Below are 20,746 nucleotides of genomic sequence, written 5' to 3'. Positions count from 1 at the left end.
TCCGCTCCGGCGGGGACGGGCTAGCGTGCAGGTATGGCTGGTACGACGCGGTACACGCAGTTCATTGCGCTTTCACCGGAATTGGTGTGGAGCGTGCTCGGGGACATCTCGCAGTGGCCGGAATGGAATCCGGGCGTGCGGGATGTGTGGATGCACGGACCCGTCGAGGTCGGCGCCACCGGCGACTATGTGCCCAACGGCAATCTCTCGGCACGGGTGCACGAGAAATTCGGTAAACCGTTCACCGTCACCACACTCACGCCGGCGCGGGAGCTGACCATCGAGCAGCCCGAGCCCGCGGGCACGATGCACCTCACCTGGCGGCTCACACCCCGCGACGGTGGCACCGAGGTCTCCCAGGAACTGCGCTTCAGCGGGCCGTCGGCCGCGGCGATGCGCACGGTGGTCCGGCCCTACCTCGAAACCGATGTGCGGGTGAACTTCTCGCGGCTGGCCAGGCTGGCCGGACTCGTCCCCGCCGAGGACGCGCTCACCGCGGTCATCGCGGGCGGCACCGGCGCGCTCGGCACCCAGATCGCCGCCGACCTGATCTGCCGCGGCCTGCACGTCACCCTGCTCACCCGGCGCCGGGACCGCTCGCTGCCGTTCCGGCAGACCGAATGGGACGGCCGCTCGGTCGGCGCCTGGGCCGCCGAACTGCGCGAACCCGGACCGCTGGCCGTGATCAACCTGGCGGGCAAACTGGTCGACGTGCGACCCACCGAACGCAATATCGCCGAATTGCGTTCCAGCCGAGTCGATTCCACCACCGCACTGGTCGCCGCGGCGGGATTGCGCGACAAGCCGGTCGACTACTGGGTGCAGGCGAGCACCACCGCCATCTGGTCCGACGCGGGCGAAACCCGCTGCACCGAAACCACTCCCCTGCCGGTCGGCCTGCCGCAGATGACCGGCGTGGCCCAGCCGTGGGAGGACGCCTTCGACCCGGCGCGGGCCGAACACTGGACGATCCTGCGCACCTCCATCGTCCTCGAACCCGACGCACCCGCGCTCAAACGCCTCACCCAGCTCACCAAGGCGGGCCTCGGCGGTCGCGTCGGCCCCGGTGACCAGTGGTTCAGCTGGATCCACATCGAGGACTGGCTGGCCATCGTGCGCGCCGCGCTCGGCCTCGACCCCGAGATCACCCTCCCCGACGGCATTGTCGTGGCCGCCACCGAGAACCCCGTGCGCAATGCCGAACTCATGGCGAGCCTGCGCCGCCACCTGCACCGGCCGCCCTCGCCGCCGACCCCGTCGGCCATGCTGAAGGTGGGCGCCGTGGTCCTGCGCTCCGACGCCGCGCTCGGCCTGACGGGACGGCACGCCACCTCGGAGATCCTGCCCAAGGTGGGCTTCACCTTCCGCTACCCGACCCTGGACGAGGCCCTGACCGACCTGTTGCCGGGCTAGAGCTTGACGATGGTCCGGCTGTACTGCGGAATCAGCCGGATCTTCCCCGCGGTGCCGAAGTCGATGGTGACGGTGGCCAGCGGACCGACGCCGTCGGCGGCGACCACGCGGCCGAGACCGTACTTGTCGTCGCTGACCCGGTCGCCCACGGCGAGCACGAGATCGGTGTTGTTGCGCTTGATCCCGCCGCCCGGCGCCGGCCTGCGCTGCCCGGACCCGCCGCGCACGCCAGGGCGCTGATCCCAGCCGTCGCCGCGCGTCCAATCGCGCTCGAAGCCGCTGTCCTCGCCGCGGCGGCGGCCGCGCTGCACCGGCGACACCACCGGCTCCAACCGTCGCCAATCCAGCAGATGCTGCGGAATCTCCTGCAGGAAGCGCGATTCCGGGTTGGACACCGGCTGTCCCCAGCCCGAGCGCACCACGGCGCGCGACAGATACAGGCGCTGGCGCGCGCGGGTGATGCCCACGTAGGCGAGCCGGCGTTCCTCGGCCAGCTCGGTGGGATCACCGAGGGCGCGCATGTGCGGGAACTGCCCGTCTTCCCAGCCGGTCACGAACACGACCGGGAATTCCAGGCCCTTCGCGGTGTGCAGCGTCATCATCGTGACGACGCCCGACCCCTCGTCCGGGATCTGGTCGGTGTCGGCGACGAGCGAGACCCGCTCCAGGAAGGCCGCCAGCGAACCGGGTTCCGGCTCACCGTCGCCCACCTCGGGCAGCAGCCCCTCCTCGCGCGCGGCCTCGGCGTTGTTGAACGCCTCGGAACTGAATTCACGTGCCACGCTGACGAGTTCGTTGAGGTTGTCGAGCCGGGCGCCGTCCTGCGGATCGTCGGAGGACTCCAGTTCGGCGCGGTATCCGGTGCGGTCGAGCACCGCGTCGACGACATTGCCGACATCGGGATATGCGCTGTCGGCGCGTTGCCCGGCCGCGCGGATCTCGTCGAGCAGCTCGAGGAAGCCGGCGATCGCCCGCTGCGCCCGCGTGTTCAGCAGCGCGACCTTCCCGTCGGCGGCATCGCGCAGCGCGGCGGCGAAACCGATGTCGCGCTGTTCGGCGTGCACCGCGACGCAGGCTTCGGCGCGGTCACCGATGCCGCGGCGGGGGGTGTTGAGAATGCGGCGCAGGCTCACCGCGTCGTCGGGATTCTCCAGCACACGCAGATACGCGACCACGTCGCGGACTTCTTTGCGCTCGTAGAATCGGACGCCGCCGACCACCTTGTACGGCAGTCCCATCCGGATGAAGATCTCTTCCAGCGCGCGCGAATTGTTGTTCGTGCGGTAGAACACCGCCACATCGCCGTAGTTGGCCTCGCCCGCGTCGACCAGCTTGTCGATCTCCTTGGCGACGAAGGCGGCCTCGTCGTGTTCGTTGTCGGCGACATAGCCGGTGATCAGTTCACCCTCACCGGAATCGGTCCACAGCTTCTTCTCGCGCCTGCCCTCGTTGCGCGAGATCACCGCGTTGGCCGCGGAGAGGATGTGCTGGGTGGAGCGGTAGTTCTGTTCCAGCAGAATGGTTTCCGCGTCGGGGAAATCGCGCTCGAACTCCTCGATGTTGCGGATGGTCGCGCCGCGGAAGGCGTAGATCGACTGGTCGGCGTCACCGACGACGCACAGCTCGCTGGGTTCGACGCCCGCCTCGGCACCCTCGGTGTGGTGGCCGACGAGTTCGCGCACCAGCACGTACTGGGCGTGGTTGGTGTCCTGGTACTCGTCGACGAGCACGTGCCGGAACCGGCGCCGGTAGTACTCGGCCACCTGCGGGTGGTTCTGCAGCAGGGCCACCGTCTCGCCGATCAGATCGTCGAAGTCCAGCGCGTTCGCCGCGCGCAGCCGCTTCTGGTACTCGGCGTAGACGCGGGCGACGAGCGCGGGCAGCTCGGTCTCGTCGGCCTCGGCGTCGGCCGCGGCCTGCTCGGGCCCGATCAGCTCGTTCTTCAGGTTGGAAATCGCGGTCGCCAGCAATCGCGCCGAATATTTTTTGGTGTCGATGTCGAAATCGCGGCTGATCATCGTGAGCAGCCGGCGCGAATCGTCGGCGTCGTAGATGGAGAAATTCGAATTCAGGCCCGGCAGCAGCGCGGCCTGCATCCGCAGAATCCGGACACAGCTGGAATGGAACGTCGAGACCCACATGCTGGCCGCGCGGGGGCCGACCAGCCCGGCAACCCGCTCGCGCATCTCGGCGGCGGCCTTGTTGGTGAAGGTGATGGCGAGGATCTGCCCGGTCTGCACGCCGCGGGCGGCGAGCAGGTACGCGATGCGCCGGGTGAGCACGGCCGTCTTGCCCGAGCCCGCGCCCGCGACGATCAGCAGCGGCGAGCCCGCGTGCACCACGGCGGCGCGCTGCTGCGGATTGAGCCCGTCGAGCAGGCGCTCGGTCTCCTCCGCGCGACGCTGGGCCCGCTCCTTGCGGCGCTGCTCCTGTTCGGCGCTGTGCCGGGCCGCCGCCTCGGCCAGGCCGCCACCGGACGCACCGGAATCACCGCCGTCCCGACGCGATAGCGCCGCGGGGGCGGGTTCGCTGGGATCGGCGGCTGAGGCGTGGGGAGCGACCGTGATATCCATCGTCTGTCCACGCTACCGGCGGGCACCGACAGGTCGCGAACCGCCGGGTTCTCAGCAGATTCACAAACACAGCTGTTTTGCATAGGTATGGGCCCGTGGCACACTGGGCCTCATGGTCAGTGCTCATTCGCATGCCCGGATCGGCAAACGATCCGATATCGTGGCGGTGAGCGTGATTTTTCGCGTACTCCGGGGGGATCAGGTACCGCCCGTCGGGAAAGTTTCAGGGTGAAGGAACAGATCGGGTAACGGGCCGTCGGGCCGAACCGATCCAAGTTCTGACACGAGGAGATGAATGATGAGCACCCCTGCTACGACCACCGGGTCCGATTCGGCGCTGCCGCAATCCGAAGCGGAGATCGAGAAGCTCCGCCTCGAGATCGACCAGCTCGACGCCACGATCCTCGCCGCGATCAAACGCCGCAGCGAGATCTCGCGGATCATCGGACGTACCCGGATGGCCTCCGGCGGACCTCGCCTGGTCCACAGCCGTGAGATGAAGGTGCTCGAGCGCTTCAGCGAGCTCGGCCAGGAGGGCCACACCCTCGCCATGCTGCTGCTGCGTCTCGGTCGAGGCCGCCTCGGTCGCTGAGACCCCACACACCACGCGGCGCGCCATCCAGCGCGCCGCCGCCACAAAGCCGCCCCGGGTGCGACACCATCCCCGGGGCGGTTTCGCGTCTCAGGCCAGCGCGATGTACTTCGTGTTCAGGTATTCCTCGATGCCCTCGATGCCGCCCTCGCGGCCGAAGCCCGATTCCTTCACCCCGCCGAACGGGGCCGCCGGGTCGGAGATGACACCGCGATTCACGCCGACCATCCCCGTCTCGACCGCCTCCGACACCCGCAGCGCCCGATCCAGATCACGCGTGTATACGTAGCTGACCAGGCCGTATTCGGTGTAGTTCGCCGCGGCGACGCCCTCGGACTCGGTGTCGAACGCGACGATCGGCGCCACCGGCCCGAACACCTCTTCGTGCACGATGCGGGCCGAGGACGGGACATCGCCGAGGACGGTCGCCGGGTAGAACCAGCCGGGGCCGCCGGGCGCCTTGCCGCCGAGCAGCACCCGCGCGCCCTTGCCGACGGCGTCGTCCACCAGATCGCTGACGATCCCGAGCTGGTCCTCGCTCACCAGCGGGCCGAGGGTGCTGTCCGGGTCGGTGCCGGGGCCGAGCACCACGCTGTCGGTCATCGCCGCCACCAGCTTGGTGGTGAACTCCTCGACCACGCCGCGCTGCACGTGGAAGCGGTTGGCCGCGGTGCACGCCTCGCCGCCGTTGCGCAGTTTGGCCTGCATGGCGCCGGCGACCGCGGCGTCGATGTCGGCGTCGTCGAACACGACGAACGGCGCGTTGCCGCCCAGCTCCATCGAGGTACGCAGCAGGCGGTTCGCCGAGGCCGCGACGAGCTTCTTGCCGACTTCCGTCGAGCCGGTGAAGGTGAGCTTGCGCAGGCGGGGATCGTCGATCAGCGGGCCGGTGACGGCGCCGGAACGGCTCGTCGTGACCACGGACAGGACGCCGTCGGGCAGGCCGGCCTCGCTGCACAGTTTCGCCAGCGCGAGCATGGTCAGCGGGGTCGCCGAGGCGGGCTTGACGACCATCGTGCACCCGGCCGCCAGCGCGGGGCCGATCTTGCGGGTGCCCATCGCGAGCGGGAAGTTCCACGGCGTGATCGCCAGACACGGGCCGACCGGCTGCTTTGTCACCATGATCCGCCCCGCGCCCGAGGGCGCGTGCAGGTAGCGGCCGTGCACGCGCACCGCCTCCTCGCTGAACCAGCGGAAGAACTCGGCGCCGTAGCGCACCTCGTTGCGGCTCTCCTGCAGCGCCTTGCCCATCTCGAGCGTCATCAGCAGCGCGAACTCCTCGGCGCGCGCCGTCAGCTGCTCGAAGACGGCGCGCAGGATCTCGCCGCGCTCCCTGGCCGGGGTCGCCGCCCACGACTCGCCCGCGGCGACGGCCGCGTCGAGCGCGCGCATCGCGTCTTCGGGCGTCGCGTCGGCGACCTCGGCGAGCACCGAGTCGTCGGCGGGGTTGCGCACCGCGAAGGTGCCGCCGCCGGTCGCCTCGACCGGCCCGGAGCCGATCCACAAACCCTTCGGTACGAATTCGAGTACTTCACCTTCGGACACCATGCCGCCAGCCTAGCGAGCGAGCCATCCGAAAACCGGCGCTCGCGTTCAGCTCGCCCTGTCCGACCACGGCGCCGGACTCGGGCCGACGCTGTAATGTCGGCTGTCGTGAGCAGCGACATCACCGCGTCGGCGGCCTGGCAGGCACTGCACGACAATCACCGCAGCGTCGCACCCGTGCACCTGCGCGAGCTGTTCGCCGAGGATCCGGCGCGCGGCAAAGACATGACCCTGCGGGTGGCCGACCTGCACATCGACTACAGCAAACATCGCGTGACCCGCGAAACCCTGCGACTACTGGTCGATCTCGCCCGCACCGCCGGTGTCCCCGAGCGGCGCGACGCGATGTTCGCAGGCACCCACATCAACACCTCCGAGGACCGCGCCGTCGGGCACATCGCGCTGCGGCTACCGCGCGGCGAACAGCTCACCATCGACGGCGCCGAGGCGAGCTCCGAGGTGCACGAAGTGCTGGGCCGGATGGGCGAATTCGCCGATTCGGTGCGCTCCGGCGAGTGGCGCGGCGCGACGGGTCAACGCATCACCACGGTGATCAACATCGGCATCGGCGGCTCCGATCTCGGACCCGACATGGTCTATCGCGCGCTGCGCCACTACGTGCAGCCCGATCTCTCGGCGCGGTTCGTCTCCAATGTCGACCCGTGCGATCTGGTCGCCAAACTCGCCGGGCTCGATCCGGCGAGCACCCTGTTCATCGTCGCCTCCAAGACGTTCTCCACGCTCGAGACGCTCACCAACGCGACGGCGGCGCGCCGCTGGCTGGTCGACGCGCTCGGCGAGGACGCCGTCGCCAAGCACTTCGTCGCGGTCTCCACCAATGCCGAACGGGTCGCCGAGTTCGGCATCGACCCCGCGCACATGTTCGGGTTCTGGGACTGGGTGGGCGGCCGATACTCCGTCGACTCGGCCATCGGCCTCGCGGTGATGGTGACCATCGGCAAGGAGCGGTTCGCCGAGTTCCTCGACGGAATGCACGCGGTCGACCGGCATTTCGCCACCGCGCCGCTGGATCAGAACGGTCCGGTGCTGCTCGGCATGCTCGGCGTCTGGTACTCGAACTTCTTCGGCGCCGAATCGCGCGCGGTGCTGCCGTATTCGAACGATCTGGCGCGCTTCCCCGCCTATCTGCAGCAGCTGACGATGGAGTCCAACGGCAAGTCGGTGCGCGCCGACGGCACCCCGGTGACCACCTCGACCGGCGAGATCTTCTGGGGTGAGCCGGGCACCAACGGCCAGCACGCCTTCTATCAGCTGCTGCACCAGGGCACCCGGCTGATCCCGGCCGACTTCCTCGGCTTCGCCAGGTCCACCGACGACCTGCCGACCCGCGACGGCACCGGCAGCATGCACGACATCCTGATGAGCAACCTGTTCGCGCAGAGCAAGGTGCTGGCCTTCGGCAAGACCGCCGAGGAGATCGCCGCCGAGGGCACCGACCCGAAGCTGGTGCCGCACAAGGTGATGCCGGGCAACCGGCCGAGCACCACGGTCCTCGCGCCGGAACTCACGCCCTCGACGGTGGGTCAGCTGATCGCGCTCTACGAGCACCAGGTGTTCGTCGAGGGCACGATCTGGGGCATCGACAGCTTCGACCAGTGGGGTGTGGAACTCGGCAAGCAGCAGGCGCTGGCGCTGGCGCCGCTGCTCAGCGAGCCGGACCAGCCGGTGTCCCAGGGCGATTCGTCGACCGACGAGCTCATCGGGTGGTACCGCGCGCACCGCTGAAGAAGCTCCGCGCGGTGAGCTTCAGGTGTGCCGTGGCCGCGGCGCGGATCGTGGACATCGCCGAACGCGCGTCCACCCTGGCCGCTCGCTCGGTGGCGTAGACGACATCGGGACCGCGGGGATTCTCGCCGGCGAAGGGCAGCGGATCGAAGCCGTAGATCGTCGCGTGGTCGAGCGGGCCGAGCGCGGCCACGATCTTCCCGAAGGCCCCGCGCCAGTAGGTGTCGCCGCTGACCTGTGAACTCAATCCCAGGACGAGCGCCCCGAAGTCGACCCCCTGTGTCACATAACCGATTTCGGGTGTGAGTGGGTCGATGCGGATCAGGTTGCCCATTCCCGCCTTGAAGCAGATGATCTCTCCGAACGCGGTACGGAACAGCGGGATCTGGCCGTCACGGTGGGATTCCGGGAGGTCGAGACCCGACAGCCATTCGTCGACGATCGGCTGCCACTCACGCGGGTCGCACACCCACAACAGTCCCTTGTCGAAGCCGGCGAACCCGACCTCGCGCCAGAAGGCGCGCACGACATCGGGCAGCTCGCCGTACTCGTCGAAGTAGCTCTCCGGTACCGGCACCCGATCGAGTGGTTCCCCTGTCCAGCTGGTGTACCAGCGGGACAGGAAGTGGTGGATTTCCAGGGGAAGTTGTTTTCCGGTGGCGCCGAGCACCGCCCACACCTCGTCGAATTCCGTTCGGCGGGTGATGAACTGCCGCAGTTCTTCTCGTTCGTGCAGGTAGCAGAGGACGACATAGGGGATGTAGACGCTGAATCCGTATTCGCCCCGCGAGGACGTGTAGTTGGTGGGTCCGGCGCTCGCGGACCGCACGTACTCCTTCACCGACTCGTCCACGCTGTCGATCCGCGCGTCGAAGAAACGGTAGATGTAGTCGTAGAACTCGGCGATCCTTGTGATCTCGTCCCAGCCCGCGCATTCGTCGAGGAGTTCGGCGATCTCGACGTAATCGTGCGGGTAGGCCATGAAGGCGAAGTCCGCCAGGTGCCGGTGACGCCAGTCGGCGGGCATCGTCGAGAGGTCCATCGGCAGACTGTCCAGCACGCGGGCGTGGCTCCACAGCACTTCCTCGTCGAACTGTCCTCGCTCGAAGTCGTCCATCATCGACAGCATCGACTCCAGCAGGAGTTCCCGCACGTCGGCGTACCCGTCGACGTGGTCGGGGCAGCGGCGCAGGAGGTCGTCGACCTGGTCCATCGATTCCTCGATGCCGTCGCTCCACTCGATGTCGTCGTCGCGGGGATCGGCCGAGTCCTTCTCGGCCAGGCGACGCTCGAGGGTGTCGAACAGCGTCACGACAGCGTCGGAGTACCGCGGTTCCGCCGCGATGTGCCATTCGATGTCGTCCGCCGATACGGGGCGCCCGGTCGATTCGGCGATGACGCTCCCCCTGTCCCGATGTCCGGTGACGACTCTAGTGCGGCCCCTCGTCGCCGGCCTGCTCGGTCGCCGGGTGTTCGGCGCGTGCCTGTGCGGCGAGTCCGAGGCGGGTGTTCACGCTGCTCGTGACGATGCTGATGAGGGTGCCGAGGACGATGAGGTCGAACACGATCTGCACCATCGTCACGATGCGCGCCGCCTGCCCGACGGCGTGCACGTCGCCGAAGCCGACGGTGCCGAGCGTGACCAGTGTGTAGTACAGCGCGTCGGTGCGCGTCGACAAGCCCTCGAACTGGCCCGGGTGCAACTCTTGCAGCCGGTAGTAGAACAGCGAGAAGACCACGCAGACGATGCACACCACGAGCAGCACCCCGTCGACGCGGCCGCCCGCCGTCGGCGGCCTGTTCAGCAGGTGATCGATCCGCCGCCACACCAGCCAGCCCAGTCCGGCGACCCCGGCGACGAAGCCGAGCACGCCGATCACCCGGCCAGGCCAGGCGTCGAGCTCGAAGACCACGCCGGTCGGCACGCTGTAGTAGAGCAGCAGCGCGAAGGCCGCAGCCGCGCCGTTGCGCAGCGCGTGCACCGGGACACCGACCCGCTGAGCTCGCGTCATCGCTCCATGATTGCCCGCTGACGGCCGGATTTCGGGCACCCGCGCCGACCGTGGGCCGGATTCGGTGCCGACTGTCCGTGCGCCGTCATCGATCACTTCGGCCGCGGCTGCTCGGTGCCATGCGCTCTGCTCGGCTGGAGGCTGTGCCCACGGCCGCCGTCAGCAGTGTCCGGATCGGCGTGCTCGGCTAGCCGATCCGGTAGCCGTCGCCCGCCGCCGAGAGGGTCAGGTCGGCGCGTCCCCTGCTCACGGCGATGAGCTCGGCGTTGCGCAGGTCGCTGTCGCGGACCTTCACCTCGGCGTCGTCGGGGGTCCGCCCGCCCGCGATGTGCCTGCGGACCAGCCGCTCGGTGAGGATCTCGCGCGGGGCGTCGAGGTACCAGCACGCATCGAGCAGGCCGCGGACCGCGGACCAGCCGGGTGCCTCGGCATCGGTGAGCAGCAGGTAGTTGCCCTCTACGAGCACGATCTGTTCGTCGCGCACGATCAGGCCGCCCTCGGTGGGTTCGTCGACGGCCCGGTCGAACAGCGGCCACGGGACCGGCTCACCGATCGGCGCCTGCCGCAGCGTCCGCAGGTCGGCGACGAAACCCGCCGCGTCGAAGGTGTCGGGTTCGCCCTTGCGCTCCAGTGCTCCTCGCGCGCGCAGGATCTCGTTGCGCAGGTGGTAGCCGTCCATCGGCGCGACGGCGGCAGGGTGACCAGCGGCGGCGAGCTCGTCGCGAAGCCGCTGCGCGAGGGTCGATTTGCCCGCACCCGGCGGCCCGGCGAGACCGAGCAGGAATCGCCGCCCCGGCGCCCGGCCGACCGGAATCCGCCGGGCGAGCGCGCGCACCGGGAGGCTGTCGGAGGTCACCCGGGCCACCCTGGCGATCCCACTCGCTACCGCACGTCCATGAAGGCGCGCTCGACGATCGCGCCGGTGTCGACGCCGACGGGCAGGGTGCCGAAGGCGATGCCCCAGTCGTCGCCGAGGCGGGTCGCGCAGAAGGCGTCGGCGACGGCGGGATGACCGTGGCGCACCAGCTGCGCCCCCTGCAGCACGAGCGCCATCAGCTCCACGACGCGGCGGGCGCGGTATTCGATGTCGGACAGGTCGGTGAGTTCCTTGCCCACCCGGTCGATCGCGTCGTCGAGGCGCGGATTCGCGCCACGCGCCAGCGACACCTCGGCGAAGTAGGCCTCCACACTCTCGGGCTGACGGCCCATGGCGCGCAACGCGTCCAGCGCGGCGACATTGCCCGAGCCCTCCCAGATCGACATGAGCGGCGCCTCCCGGTACAGCCGCGGCATGCCCGACTCCTCGGCATAGCCGTTGCCGCCCAGGCATTCCAGCGCTTCGGCGGCGTGCATCGGCGCCCGCTTGCACACCCAGTACTTGGTGACGGCGAGCGCGATCCGGCGCAGCGCGGCCTCGGCGGGGTCACTGCCCGCGCGGTCGGTGGCGCCCGCCAAGCGCATCATCACCGTGGTCGCGGCGTCGGACTCGATCACCAGGTCGGCCAGCACGTTGCGCATGGCGGGCTGATCGATCAGCTTGGCGCCGAACGCTTCCCGATGACGGGCGTGGTGCACGGCGGCGACAGCACCCATCCGCATGTTGGTGGCCGAACCGATCACACAGTCGAGGCGGGTCATGTTGACCATCTCGATGATCGTCTTCACGCCCGCGCCCTCGGCGCCGACCAGCCAGCCGGTGGCGTTCTCGTACTCGATCTCGGAGGAGGCGTTGGACTTGTTGCCCAGCTTGTCCTTCAGACGCTGGATGCGGATCGGATTGCGGGTGCCGTCGGGCAGCACCCGCGGCAGCAGGAAGCACGAGAGCCCGCCGGGCGCCTGGGCCAGCGTCAGGAACATGTCCGACATGGGCGCCGAGGTGAACCACTTGTGCCCGACGATCCGGTACGAGCCGTCCGGCTGCGGCGCTGCGGTGGTGGTGTTGGCGCGCACATCCGAGCCGCCCTGCTTCTCCGTCATCGACATGCCGGCGATCAGACCGGCCTTGGTCGAGGGCTCACGAAGGCCGAAATCGTAGGTGCGCGAACCGAGCAGCGGCTCGTAGCGGGCGGCGAGTTCGGGATTGTGGCGCAGGGCGGGCACCACGGCGTAGGTCATCGAGATGGGACACATGTGCCCGGCGTCGGCCACGCCCCAGGTGTAGAACTTGGCGGCGCGCGCGGTGTGCGCGCCGGGCCGCTCGTCCAGCCACGGCGCGCCGTGCAGGCCATGGGCGACAGCGACATTCATCAGGTCGTGCCAGTGCGGGTGGAACTCCACCTCGTCGACCCGATGGCCCCAGCGGTCGTGGGTGTGCAGCACCGGCGGGTACTCGTTGGCGAGCCTGCCCCACTCCTGCGCGGCGACATCACCGGCGAGCCTGCCGAGTTCACGTACCTCGGCCTCGGCCCAGCCCGCGCCTTCGCGGTGCAGGCCCTCGAGCAGCGCGGGGTTGCGCGCGGCGTCGAAGGGGACCAGCGGGGGTGCCTGGTTGAACACTTCGTGGGTCTGCATGACCGGAAACTCCTTCGACTACGACGATTCCGGGCGCGCACCGAGCGCGCGCACGGCGAAAGCCACCAATTCGGGGACGACGGACTCTGCGTGCGGTGCGGCCACCAGCGGCCCGACCAGCACCTCGCCGATCGAACCGACCAGGGCCGCCGCGCTGAGCGCCGCGTCCTGGGCGGGCAGCCTGCCCTCGGCGAGGCCGTGCGAGATCGCGGTCGCGAAGACGGCGGCGAAGGCGCGCCGGAACTCCAGCCGTTGCGCGTCGACCGCCGTGTCGACCGGTTCGGCCAGCAACACATAGGCCAGCTTCGGATTCTTGAGCGCGCGCCCGGCGAAGGTCTCCACGGCCGCGGTGACTCGCTCGACGACATCGCCGCCCACGGCCGCGGCGCGCACCGCCTCGACCTCACGGGCGACCACGGTCTCGAAGACGGCGGCCACCAGTTCGGCCTTGTTCTCGAACTGCTTGTAGACCGTGCCGGTGGCGATTCCCGCCTCGGCGGCCACGGCGGCCATCGAGAGCCCGGCGAACCCGTCGCGCGAGAGCACGCCGGTGGCGCCCTGCACGATCAGCGCGCGTTGCGCGTCGAGCCGGGCCTGCACGGCCGGGGTCCTGCGGTACACCACGCAAGAAGTGAACCACCGATTCACTACTTCACGCAAGGCCGTGGCCGTATGGTCGAGGGATGTCCGAGGCTTCACCGCATCCGGTCCGGGTCGAGCGCCAGGGACCGGTCACCACCGTGATCCTGAGCAGGCCACACGCCCGCAACGCCGTCGACGGCCCGACCGCGCGGGCACTGGCCGACGCGTTCCGCGCCTTCGACGCCGACCCGACGGCCGCGGTCGCGGTGCTGTGGGGTGAACACGGCACGTTCTGCGCGGGCGCCGATCTGAAGTCGCTCGGCACCGAGACCAGCAATCAGGCCACCGAGGACGGCGACGGCCCGATGGGCCCCACCCGGCTGCGGCTGTCGAAGCCGGTGATCGCCGCGGTCTCCGGATACGCCGTGGCCGGCGGGCTGGAACTGGCGCTGTGGTGCGACCTGCGCGTCGCCGAACAGGACGCGACCTTCGGGGTCTTCTGCCGTCGCTGGGGCGTGCCGCTCATCGACGGCGGCACCGTACGACTGCCGCGCATCGTGGGCGAGGGCCGCGCGCTGGACATGATCCTCACCGGGCGCGCGGTGAGCGCGCCGGAGGCGTTGCAGATGGGCCTGGTGACGCGCGTCGTCGCCCCAGGCGAGGCCCGGCACGCCGCCGAGGAACTGGGCGCGCAACTGGCCGCTCTGCCGCAGACCTGTCTGCGTTCGGACCGTGCCGCACTGTACGAACAGCACGGCCACACCGAGGACGAGGCGCTCCGGATCGAGTTCCGGCACGGGTTGAAGTCGCTGTCCGACGGCGCGCTCGACGGCGCCGCCCGCTTCGCCGCGGGCGCGGGCAGGCACGGCAATCCCGAACCGCGGTGACGGACCGGCTGACGGTCGTCGACGAGATCTTCCTGCGCACCCATCGCGGGATGGGAACGCCGATCGCCCTGCAGGGGCTGTGGCGTACCGACGACGCGATTGAACCCGCGCTGCTGCAGGCGATTCACGACCGACTCCGGGTCGGTGCGCTCGGCCGCCGGGTCGTCGATGCGCGTGTTCCCGGCGCCCGGCGCCGCTGGCAGCCCACCACCGCCGCCCATCCGCTCGACCTCGGCGACCCCGTCGCCGAGAGCGCGATCCTCCCCTGGGCCGACTCTCTCGGCACCGACCTCGACCCCGAGTTCGGGCCCGGCTGGCGGCTGTCCTCGGCACCGCTGGCCGAAGGGGGAACTGTTGTCGCCCTGACGTGTTCGCATGTGCTGGCCGACGCGCGCGGCCTGATCCACGCGGTCGCGACGGCCCTGGCCGAACTCACGGATCACGCTGCCGGGCCGCCGCGAACACCGACCGGCGCAGTCCATCACCCGACTTCCGACTGGGCCGACACCCGCGCCCAGTGGGCGACGATCCTCGGCGGCACGGCCCGCGCCCTGCGTCAGGGACTGCCGCGACCACCCGCGACACGCGCGCCCGCGCTGTCGTCCGGGCGCGCGGTTCACAGCACGGTTCTCACGTTCGACGCCGCCGGCTGGGATGCCACGGCTGCCGCGGCAGGCGGAACCGCGAACAGCCTCTTCATCCATCTGGTGGCGAACATCCTGTGGGCGAACGGTTTCCCCGAGCCGACGATCGCCGCGAGCCTGCCGGTGGACACGCGCGACGAGCCGCGCGTGGACAACGACCTCGCGGTCACCGAGATCGCGATCGCGCGCACCGACACCCCGGCCTCGATCCGCGACAAGGCGCGGGACGCCTACCAGCGCCGCATGTCCAGCCCCGCCGGACTGCCCGAGGAGATCCTGCAGGTACTCCCCGACCGCTGGGCCTACGCGCTCAGCAAGGGCGCGGGCGAGCGAGACATCCTGTGCTCCAATATCGGAACGCTGCCGGACGCGCTCCGCACCGTCGGCACCCACCGCTGCGATCGCGTGGCCGCCCGCGCCATCCACCCCGGGCTGACGGCCTTCCCACGCACGCAGCTCTCCGGCTATCTGTCCCGCCTCGGCGACACCTACACGTTGGCCCTGGTCAGCCTTTCCCGCCATCCCGAAACACTCGGTCACGCCATCGATCACGCATGCTCGACGACCGGAGTGCAACCGGCGCACTGGTGATTCGGCGTGGCACAACGGGGGCCACCGTGAGCATCAGTGAGCGCAGGCCGACGCGCCGCGGAGCTCCACCAGCCCCGGCCGCCGGTCAGGCGGCGGTCATGCCCACCAGTAGAGTGCGCAGCCCCCAGACGAATTGGTCGACGGAGTTCCACGCCGCCATCTCGTCCAGGTGGGCCGCGGTGCGGGGCCAGCGGTGCGGGTCGACGTCGTTCATCCGGGCCCTGCGCTCCGCGATGCGCTCGGAATCCGGTGGGAGCGGCGGTTTTCCGTCGGTCTCGGCGACGTCGAGCGCGATGGCGCCGAGCACCTGGACGATCACCGCCTGCACGCCGTGCGCCCGCGTCTGCGCCGGCAGACCACCGCGGGCCAGGCAGGTGAACAGTGCCTCGCCGACATCGCGCGCGGCCGGACCGTCCAGCGGACCCGCCATCATCAGCGTCGCGACGGCAGGGTGCGCGCGCAGCTGATCGCGCAGGCCGAGGGCGAACTGGATCACCGCCGCCGTCCACTCCACCCCGGGGTCGGTGAGCGGACTCAGCGGCACCGTCGCGAGGACCCGTTCGGTCACCGCGCGTTCCAGCTCAGCCCGGCTGGCGACATAGGTGTACACCGCGTTCGGACGCACGCCGAGCCGCGCGGCGACCGCGCGTACGGACAGCGCGCCCGGCCCACCCTCGTCGAGCAGCCCGAGCGCGGCGTCCACCACCTGCTCCGCGGTGAACGACCGCCGCGTCGGTCGATCCGCTGTCGTCCCCTCGGCCATGCGACGGACCGTACCCGGCCCGGCCGCCGGTCCCCGGTATCTCGACCGGAGTTCATCGCCCGGCGGTGCGTCCGGTCGACCGCGGCGCGAAGCCGCTGGTCGGACCGGCGCGTTCGATCACGCCGGCACGGTAGCCGGCGCGATTCTGGCGGCGACGTCGGCGGGCACGTCCACCCCCGGCTCGAGGTTGTCGGCATCGATGGGCTCGCCCCAGACCTGGCGCAGGGGCAACACGCCGGCCCACACGCCACCGGCCGCGATATCGGCCTCGTCATCGCCGGGCCCGCCGGTGCGGACCTTCACCGACGCCTCGGTCAGGTCGAGCGCGAGGACCATCGTCGCCGCCATCTCCTTGCGGTTCGGCGGACGCACCCGGTCCCAGGCGCCCGGCGCCGCCTGCTCGACGATCAACCGCAGCGCCTCCAGCCGTTCGGCCTCATCGGTGACCAGCACCGCCTTGCCGCGCACCACGGCGGAACGGAAGTTCATCGAGAAGTGCATGGCCGAGCGCGAATAGACCACACCGTCGACATGGGTCACCGTGAGCGAGATGTCGGTGTCGATCGCGGCGCGCATGTTCCCGGAGCCGGTCGAACCGTGCAGGTAGAGCGTGTCGCCTGAGCGGCCGTAGACGGTCGGCAACACCACCGGAGAGCCGCCGAGCAGCACGCCGAGGTGGCAGACGAGTCCCGCGTCGAGCACCGCGTCGAGTTCGGCGCGATCGGTCCGGCCGCGCTCCTTGGAACGGGTCAGGGTGGTGCGCGGGGTCGGCGACAGGGGCGGGCGGTGGGTGTCGTGCGTGGTCATGTCTTCCAGCTTCGCCGGTAGAGTGGACCGCGCACAGGTCCAATTCGACAGTAGATCAACAGGCCAATTCGAGGTGCCGCCGATGCTCGACGAGCTGCCGATCCCGCTCGACCGATCCGCCCCCGAACCGCTGTCGGTGCAGGTGGCCGATGCCCTGCGCGCCGCGGCGACCGGCGGGGTGCTGCGGGTCAGCGACCGGTTGCCGTCCTCGCGCGCGCTCGCGCAACGGCTCGGGGTGAGCCGCGCGGTGGTCTCGACCGCCTACGACCAGCTGCACGCCGAGGGCTGGATCGCCGGGCGCCGCGGCTCCGGCACCTATCTGCGCACCGCGCCCGCGGCGGCCCCACCGCGCACCGCCCCCGGCGCCGGCGCCGTCCCCGAGACCGGTCTGCTCGATCTCCGGCCCGGCGCGCCCTGCACCGACGCCGTCGACCCGGCCGCCTGGCGCCGCGCCTGGCGGGCGGCGGGCGATCTCCCCGCGGCCGCGCGCAAGGATCGCGCGGGCGAGCCGGAGTTCCGGGTGACCGTGGCCGAGCACCTGCTTCGGCACCGCGGCCTGGTCGCCGAACCGGCCTCCGTGCTGGCCACGGCGGGCACCAGCGCGGCGGTGGCCGAGCTGGCCGCCGCGCTGCTGCGGCCCGGCGACACCGTCGCCTTCGAGGACCCCGGCTACCAACGCGCGGTCGGCGCCTTCCGCGCCGCGGGCGTACGCGTGCTCCCGGTGCCCGTCGACGACGACGGCCTGCGCGTCGACCTGATCCCGCCCGGCGTCCGCGCGGTGTATTGCACACCGGCACACCAGTTTCCGCTCGGCGCGCGCATGCCCGCCGCGCGCCGGGTAGCGCTGATCGAATACGCGCGGGCGGCGGGCGTATTCGTCATCGAGGACGACTACGACGGCGAATTGCGCTACGACACCGCGCCGCTGCCGCTGCTGGCCGCCATGGCGCCCGACGTGGTCGTGCACCTGGGCACCACCAGCAAGATCCTCACCACCACCCTCGGCGTCGGCTGGCTCGTCGCCCGCCCGGACATCACCGACGCCGTGCTGGCGCATCGCGCCGACACCGGCACCGGGCCGAGCCTGTCGGGGCAGCGGGTGCTCAGCGAGTTCGCCAGGCACGGCGACCTGGCCCGGCATCTGCGGCGCCTGCGCCGCGTGGTGCCGCCGCGCCGGGCACTCGTCGTCGACGCGCTCGTCGCGCGTGGCCTGCCCGTCCTCGGTGACGACGCGGGCTCGCACGTGGTCGTGCAGCTTCCCGACGCCGCCGCCGAACGCACGGCGGTCGCCGCCGCGCACGAGCGCGGCGTGCTGGTCAACGGCCTGGCCGACAACCACCTGGGCGAGCCACACCGCTTCGGTGTCGCCATCGGCTACACCGCGCCGAGCACCGCCGAGCTGGCCACGGCGGTACCGATCGCCGCGGATTGCCTCGCGTGAACACCCTCGCGCGGTCGTAGCATGGACCGGGAGTCACGGTTCGGCACTACCCCTCCGAGTATGGAAGCGGTGAGCAGATGAACGATCAGGACATCCTCGCGCGGATCAAGCAGCTGGTCGACGACGAGCACGCGCTGCGCGCCAAGGCCACGGCGGGCGAAATCGACCCCGTCGCCGAACGGCAGAAGCTGGCCGAGCTGGAAGTGATGCTCGATCTGGCGTGGGATCTGTTGCGGCAGCGGCGCGCTCGCGCCGGCGCCGACGAATCGACCGACGACACCGGACTGCGCTCGCCCCGTGAGGTCGAGGGCTACCTGCAGTGAGCGAGGTCGAATACGACGTCATCGTCCTCGGCGGTGGTCCCGCGGGGGAGAACGCCGCCGCCTACGCCATCGCGGGCAGCGACCGCACGGCCGCGCTGGTCGAGCGGGAGCTGTTCGGCGGCGAATGCAGCTACTGGGCGTGTATCCCCAGCAAGGCGTTGCTGCGCCCGGGCGCCGTGCTCGGTCTGGGGAAGGCGATGCCCGGCGTGAGCGTGAGCGGGCCCCAGGTCGCCGACGTGCTCGCGCGCCGCGACCAGTTCGTGCACAACCGCGACGACTCGTCGCAGGTCGACTGGGCGAAATCGGCGAAGATCGAGCCGATCCGCGGTGCGGGCAGGCTCGTCGGCGAACGGCTCGTCGAGGTCGCCACCGACGACGGGGTGCGCGTGCTGCGGGCCAGGCACGCGGTCGTGCTCGCCACCGGCACCACCGCCGTCATCCCCGACATCCCCGGCGTCCGCGAGGCGCTGCCGTGGACCTCACGCGACGCCACCAACCTGACGGTGGTCCCCCGCCGCGTCGCGATCATCGGCGGCGGCGTGGTCGCCTGCGAGACCGCGACCTGGCTGGCCGAACTCGGCGCCGCCGAGGTGACGATGCTGGTGCGCGGCGACCGGCTGCTGCCCCGCGCCGAGCGCTTCGCCTCCGACATGGTGCTGGCGGGCCTGCGCGACACGGGCGCCGTCACCGTGCGGCTGCACACCGAACCGCAGCTGGTCTCCCGGCGAGACCCCGAGGACACCGGGGTCGGGCGCATCCACGGCGGACCGGTCACCCTCGTGCTCGACGACGGCGAACTCGAGGTCGACGAGCTGATCGTCGCCACCGGCCGCGCCCCCGCCACCGAGCACCTCGGCCTGGACGCGGTCGGCCTGCCGCCCGGCTATGTCGAGGTCGACGATCAGCTGACCGCCCGCGACGTCCCCGGCGCATGGCTCTACGCCGTCGGCGACGTGAATCACCGGGCCGCGCTGACGCACATGGGCAAGTACCAGGCCAGGGTCTGCGGTGACGTGATCGCCGCCAGGGCCGAGGGCAGGCCCCTCGACGGCTCCCGCTTCACCGCGAGCGCCGATCATCAGCAGGTCCCGCAGGTCGTGTACACCTCACCGGAGCACGCCTCGATCGGCCTCACCGAGCACGACGCGCGGGCCGCGGGCTACGCCGTCGACACCGTCGAACTCGACGTCGCCGTGGCCGGATCGGCGCTGTCGCGCGACGATTTCACCGGGCACGCGAAACTCGTCGTCGACACCACCGAGAACCGGCTGCTCGGCGCGACCTTCGTCGGGCCCGACATGGGTGAGCAGCTGCACGCGGCGACCATCGCGGTGGTCGGCCGGGTCCCGCTCGACACGCTGTGGCACGCCGTCCCGGCGTTTCCCGCCGTCAGCGAGTTCTGGCTGCGCCTGCTGGAGGCCTGGCGCGAGCGGAGTGCTACTTGAGCAGCCGTGACATGCGCCGGTCGGCGAGGATCTTGCCGCCGGTCTGGCAGGTCGGGCAGTACTGGAACGAGCGCTCAGCGTAGGACACCTCGCGCACGATGTCACCGCAGACCGGGCACTTCTGCCCGGTCCGCGCGTGCACCCGCATGCCGGACCGCTTCTCGCCCTTGAGCCGGGCGGCGTCCTGTCCGACCGAGCGCTCCACCGCGTCGAGCAGGACCTCGCGCATCGCGCCGTACAGGCGCGAAACCGTCTCCGCCGACATCGTTTTCGTATTGGCGAACGGGGAGATCTTGGCGGTGTGCAGGATCTCGTCGGAGTAGGCGTTGCCGATGCCGGCGAGCAGCGTCTGGTCGACGATGGCGGTCTTGATCCGCTGCGAGGTGCCCTTCAACAGCGCCGCGAACTCGTCCTCGGTGACGGCCAGCGCGTCGGGCCCGAGCCGGGCGATGCCGGGCACCAGTTTCGGATCCTCGACGACGTACACCGCGAGCCGCTTCTTGGTCCCCGCCTCGGTCAGATCGATCGCGGGCGTCGCGCCCTCCGGCGTGAAGAAGTGCACCCGCAACGCCAGCGGCGACTTTCCACCCGGCTTGGGCGGCAACGGATTCGGCTCGTCGACCCAGCGCAACCAGCCACCGCGGGACAGATGCGTGATCAACCACAGCCCGCCGCAGTCCATCCCGAGGAACTTGCCCCAGCGCCCGGCGCCGGTGACATCGCGCCCGGACAGCGCCGTGAGCGGCGGGTCGAACGTCTTCACCGCGCTCAACGCGGCCACGTCGACTCGCCCCACCACCGCGCCGACCGCATGATCCCGCAGGAACTGCGCCAGCGCTTCCACCTCGGGTAGCTCGGGCACCGTGCCAGT

The 20,746-nt window shown here is 70.8% G+C and carries 18 protein-coding genes; 8 read left to right on the top strand and 10 right to left on the bottom strand.

The window, feature by feature from the left end:
- Window positions 1-33 precede the first annotated feature (33 nt).
- Window positions 34-1,413 (top strand): DUF1731 domain-containing protein, encoded by a 1,380-nt coding sequence (locus DFR69_RS23030; protein WP_110039701.1) that lies wholly within the window; start codon window positions 34-36, stop codon window positions 1,411-1,413.
- On the opposite strand, the gene pcrA is transcribed toward DFR69_RS23030, so the two are convergent.
- Window positions 1,410-3,986 carry a DNA helicase PcrA gene (gene pcrA / locus DFR69_RS23025; RefSeq protein WP_186817484.1) on the bottom strand — a complete coding sequence of 859 codons (2,577 nt, stop codon included), beginning with the start codon at window positions 3,984-3,986 and terminating at the stop codon, window positions 1,410-1,412. The genes DFR69_RS23030 and pcrA overlap by 4 nt on opposite strands.
- A 298-nt stretch (window positions 3,987-4,284) precedes the next feature.
- Between pcrA and DFR69_RS23020 the strand changes: the two genes are divergently transcribed.
- On the top strand, window positions 4,285-4,578 hold the full coding sequence (locus DFR69_RS23020; RefSeq protein WP_022566231.1) for a chorismate mutase: 294 nt from the start codon (window positions 4,285-4,287) through the stop codon (window positions 4,576-4,578).
- Window positions 4,579-4,668: 90 nt separating this feature from the next.
- Here the strand turns inward: DFR69_RS23020 and DFR69_RS23015 are convergent, their stop codons facing one another.
- Window positions 4,669-6,126, bottom strand: coding sequence for an NAD-dependent succinate-semialdehyde dehydrogenase (locus DFR69_RS23015; RefSeq protein ID WP_110039700.1), 1,458 nt, complete (start codon window positions 6,124-6,126; stop codon window positions 4,669-4,671).
- A 105-nt stretch (window positions 6,127-6,231) separates the two neighbouring features.
- Between DFR69_RS23015 and pgi the strand changes: the two genes are divergently transcribed.
- The gene (pgi, locus tag DFR69_RS23010) at window positions 6,232-7,869 is read left to right on the top strand and encodes a glucose-6-phosphate isomerase (RefSeq protein WP_110039844.1); all 1,638 of its coding nucleotides are present in this window, start codon (window positions 6,232-6,234) and stop codon (window positions 7,867-7,869) included.
- Here the strand turns inward: pgi and DFR69_RS23005 are convergent.
- The 5 genes from DFR69_RS23005 to DFR69_RS22985 form a co-directional block, all read right to left on the bottom strand.
- Window positions 7,841-9,181 (bottom strand): GAD-like domain-containing protein, encoded by a 1,341-nt coding sequence (locus DFR69_RS23005; RefSeq protein ID WP_110039699.1) that lies wholly within the window; start codon window positions 9,179-9,181, stop codon window positions 7,841-7,843. The two genes, pgi and DFR69_RS23005, sit on opposite strands and share 29 nt — an antisense overlap.
- A gap of 118 nt (window positions 9,182-9,299) precedes the next feature.
- The gene (locus tag DFR69_RS23000; protein WP_110039698.1) at window positions 9,300-9,881 is read right to left on the bottom strand and encodes a potassium channel family protein; all 582 of its coding nucleotides are present in this window, start codon (window positions 9,879-9,881) and stop codon (window positions 9,300-9,302) included.
- A 187-nt stretch (window positions 9,882-10,068) separates the two neighbouring features.
- Entirely contained in the window at window positions 10,069-10,737 is a 669-nt protein-coding gene (locus DFR69_RS22995; protein WP_110039697.1) for a nucleoside/nucleotide kinase family protein, read from the bottom strand.
- 26 nt (window positions 10,738-10,763) lie between these two features.
- Window positions 10,764-12,392 (bottom strand): acyl-CoA dehydrogenase family protein, encoded by a 1,629-nt coding sequence (locus tag DFR69_RS22990; RefSeq protein ID WP_110039696.1) that lies wholly within the window; start codon window positions 12,390-12,392, stop codon window positions 10,764-10,766.
- An 18-nt stretch (window positions 12,393-12,410) separates the two neighbouring features.
- Window positions 12,411-13,016 carry a TetR/AcrR family transcriptional regulator gene (locus tag DFR69_RS22985; RefSeq protein ID WP_110039695.1) on the bottom strand — a complete coding sequence of 202 codons (606 nt, stop codon included), beginning with the start codon at window positions 13,014-13,016 and terminating at the stop codon, window positions 12,411-12,413.
- 59 nt (window positions 13,017-13,075) lie between these two features.
- Here DFR69_RS22985 and DFR69_RS22980 point away from each other — a divergent pair, with 59 nt between their 5' ends.
- Both DFR69_RS22980 and DFR69_RS22975 read left to right on the top strand, forming a co-directional pair.
- The gene (locus DFR69_RS22980; RefSeq protein WP_110039694.1) at window positions 13,076-13,861 is read left to right on the top strand and encodes a crotonase/enoyl-CoA hydratase family protein; all 786 of its coding nucleotides are present in this window, start codon (window positions 13,076-13,078) and stop codon (window positions 13,859-13,861) included.
- Window positions 13,858-15,096 carry a hypothetical protein gene (locus DFR69_RS22975; RefSeq protein WP_110039693.1) on the top strand — a complete coding sequence of 413 codons (1,239 nt, stop codon included), beginning with the start codon at window positions 13,858-13,860 and terminating at the stop codon, window positions 15,094-15,096. The genes DFR69_RS22980 and DFR69_RS22975 overlap by 4 nt, the downstream gene beginning before the upstream one ends.
- Before the next feature lie 85 nt (window positions 15,097-15,181).
- Here the strand turns inward: DFR69_RS22975 and DFR69_RS22970 are convergent, their stop codons facing one another.
- Complete coding sequence (locus tag DFR69_RS22970; protein WP_244198411.1) at window positions 15,182-15,859, bottom strand: TetR/AcrR family transcriptional regulator; 678 nt, start codon at window positions 15,857-15,859, stop codon at window positions 15,182-15,184.
- 117 nt (window positions 15,860-15,976) lie between these two features.
- The gene (locus tag DFR69_RS22965; RefSeq protein WP_110039692.1) at window positions 15,977-16,666 is read right to left on the bottom strand and encodes a pyridoxamine 5'-phosphate oxidase family protein; all 690 of its coding nucleotides are present in this window, start codon (window positions 16,664-16,666) and stop codon (window positions 15,977-15,979) included.
- An 82-nt stretch (window positions 16,667-16,748) separates the two neighbouring features.
- Between DFR69_RS22965 and pdxR the strand changes: the two genes are divergently transcribed.
- From pdxR to DFR69_RS22950, 3 genes are all read left to right on the top strand, one after another.
- Window positions 16,749-18,107 (top strand): MocR-like pyridoxine biosynthesis transcription factor PdxR, encoded by a 1,359-nt coding sequence (pdxR, locus tag DFR69_RS22960; protein WP_110039691.1) that lies wholly within the window; start codon window positions 16,749-16,751, stop codon window positions 18,105-18,107.
- A gap of 77 nt (window positions 18,108-18,184) precedes the next feature.
- Window positions 18,185-18,430: a DUF2630 family protein gene (locus tag DFR69_RS22955; RefSeq protein ID WP_110039690.1), complete on the top strand. Its 246-nt coding sequence runs from the start codon at window positions 18,185-18,187 to the stop codon at window positions 18,428-18,430.
- Window positions 18,427-19,875, top strand: coding sequence for a dihydrolipoyl dehydrogenase family protein (locus DFR69_RS22950; RefSeq protein ID WP_110039689.1), 1,449 nt, complete (start codon window positions 18,427-18,429; stop codon window positions 19,873-19,875). Before DFR69_RS22955 ends, DFR69_RS22950 begins: the two co-directional genes overlap by 4 nt.
- Here DFR69_RS22950 and DFR69_RS22945 read toward each other — a convergent pair.
- The gene (locus DFR69_RS22945; RefSeq protein ID WP_110039688.1) at window positions 19,868-20,737 is read right to left on the bottom strand and encodes an Fpg/Nei family DNA glycosylase; all 870 of its coding nucleotides are present in this window, start codon (window positions 20,735-20,737) and stop codon (window positions 19,868-19,870) included. The genes DFR69_RS22950 and DFR69_RS22945 overlap by 8 nt on opposite strands.
- Between the last annotated feature and the right edge of the window lie 9 nt (window positions 20,738-20,746).

The organism is Nocardia neocaledoniensis, assembly GCF_003182135.1.
Taxonomy (GTDB): Bacteria; Actinomycetota; Actinomycetes; order Mycobacteriales; family Mycobacteriaceae; genus Nocardia; species Nocardia neocaledoniensis.
Note: the sequence above shows the minus strand (reverse complement) of the source record. Positions and strands in the feature narration are given on the sequence as shown.

Excerpts from the sequence above, each read along its gene's own strand:
- DFR69_RS23015 (WP_110039700.1), bottom strand. The coding sequence starts at position 6,126 with ATGGTGTCCGAAGGTGAAGTACTCGAATTCGTACCGAAGGGTTTGTGG.
- DFR69_RS23000 (WP_110039698.1), bottom strand. The coding sequence starts at position 9,881 with ATGACGCGAGCTCAGCGGGTCGGTGTCCCGGTGCACGCGCTGCGCAAC.
- DFR69_RS23030 (WP_110039701.1), top strand. The coding sequence starts at position 34 with ATGGCTGGTACGACGCGGTACACGCAGTTCATTGCGCTTTCACCGGAA.
- DFR69_RS22965 (WP_110039692.1), bottom strand. The coding sequence starts at position 16,666 with ATGACCACGCACGACACCCACCGCCCGCCCCTGTCGCCGACCCCGCGC.
- pdxR (WP_110039691.1), top strand. The coding sequence starts at position 16,749 with ATGCTCGACGAGCTGCCGATCCCGCTCGACCGATCCGCCCCCGAACCG.
- DFR69_RS22970 (WP_244198411.1), bottom strand. The coding sequence starts at position 15,859 with ATGGCCGAGGGGACGACAGCGGATCGACCGACGCGGCGGTCGTTCACC.
- DFR69_RS23020 (WP_022566231.1), top strand. The coding sequence starts at position 4,285 with ATGAGCACCCCTGCTACGACCACCGGGTCCGATTCGGCGCTGCCGCAA.
- DFR69_RS22990 (WP_110039696.1), bottom strand. The coding sequence starts at position 12,392 with ATGCAGACCCACGAAGTGTTCAACCAGGCACCCCCGCTGGTCCCCTTC.
- DFR69_RS22980 (WP_110039694.1), top strand. The coding sequence starts at position 13,076 with ATGTCCGAGGCTTCACCGCATCCGGTCCGGGTCGAGCGCCAGGGACCG.
- DFR69_RS22955 (WP_110039690.1), top strand. The coding sequence starts at position 18,185 with ATGAACGATCAGGACATCCTCGCGCGGATCAAGCAGCTGGTCGACGAC.
- pcrA (WP_186817484.1), bottom strand. The coding sequence starts at position 3,986 with ATGGATATCACGGTCGCTCCCCACGCCTCAGCCGCCGATCCCAGCGAA.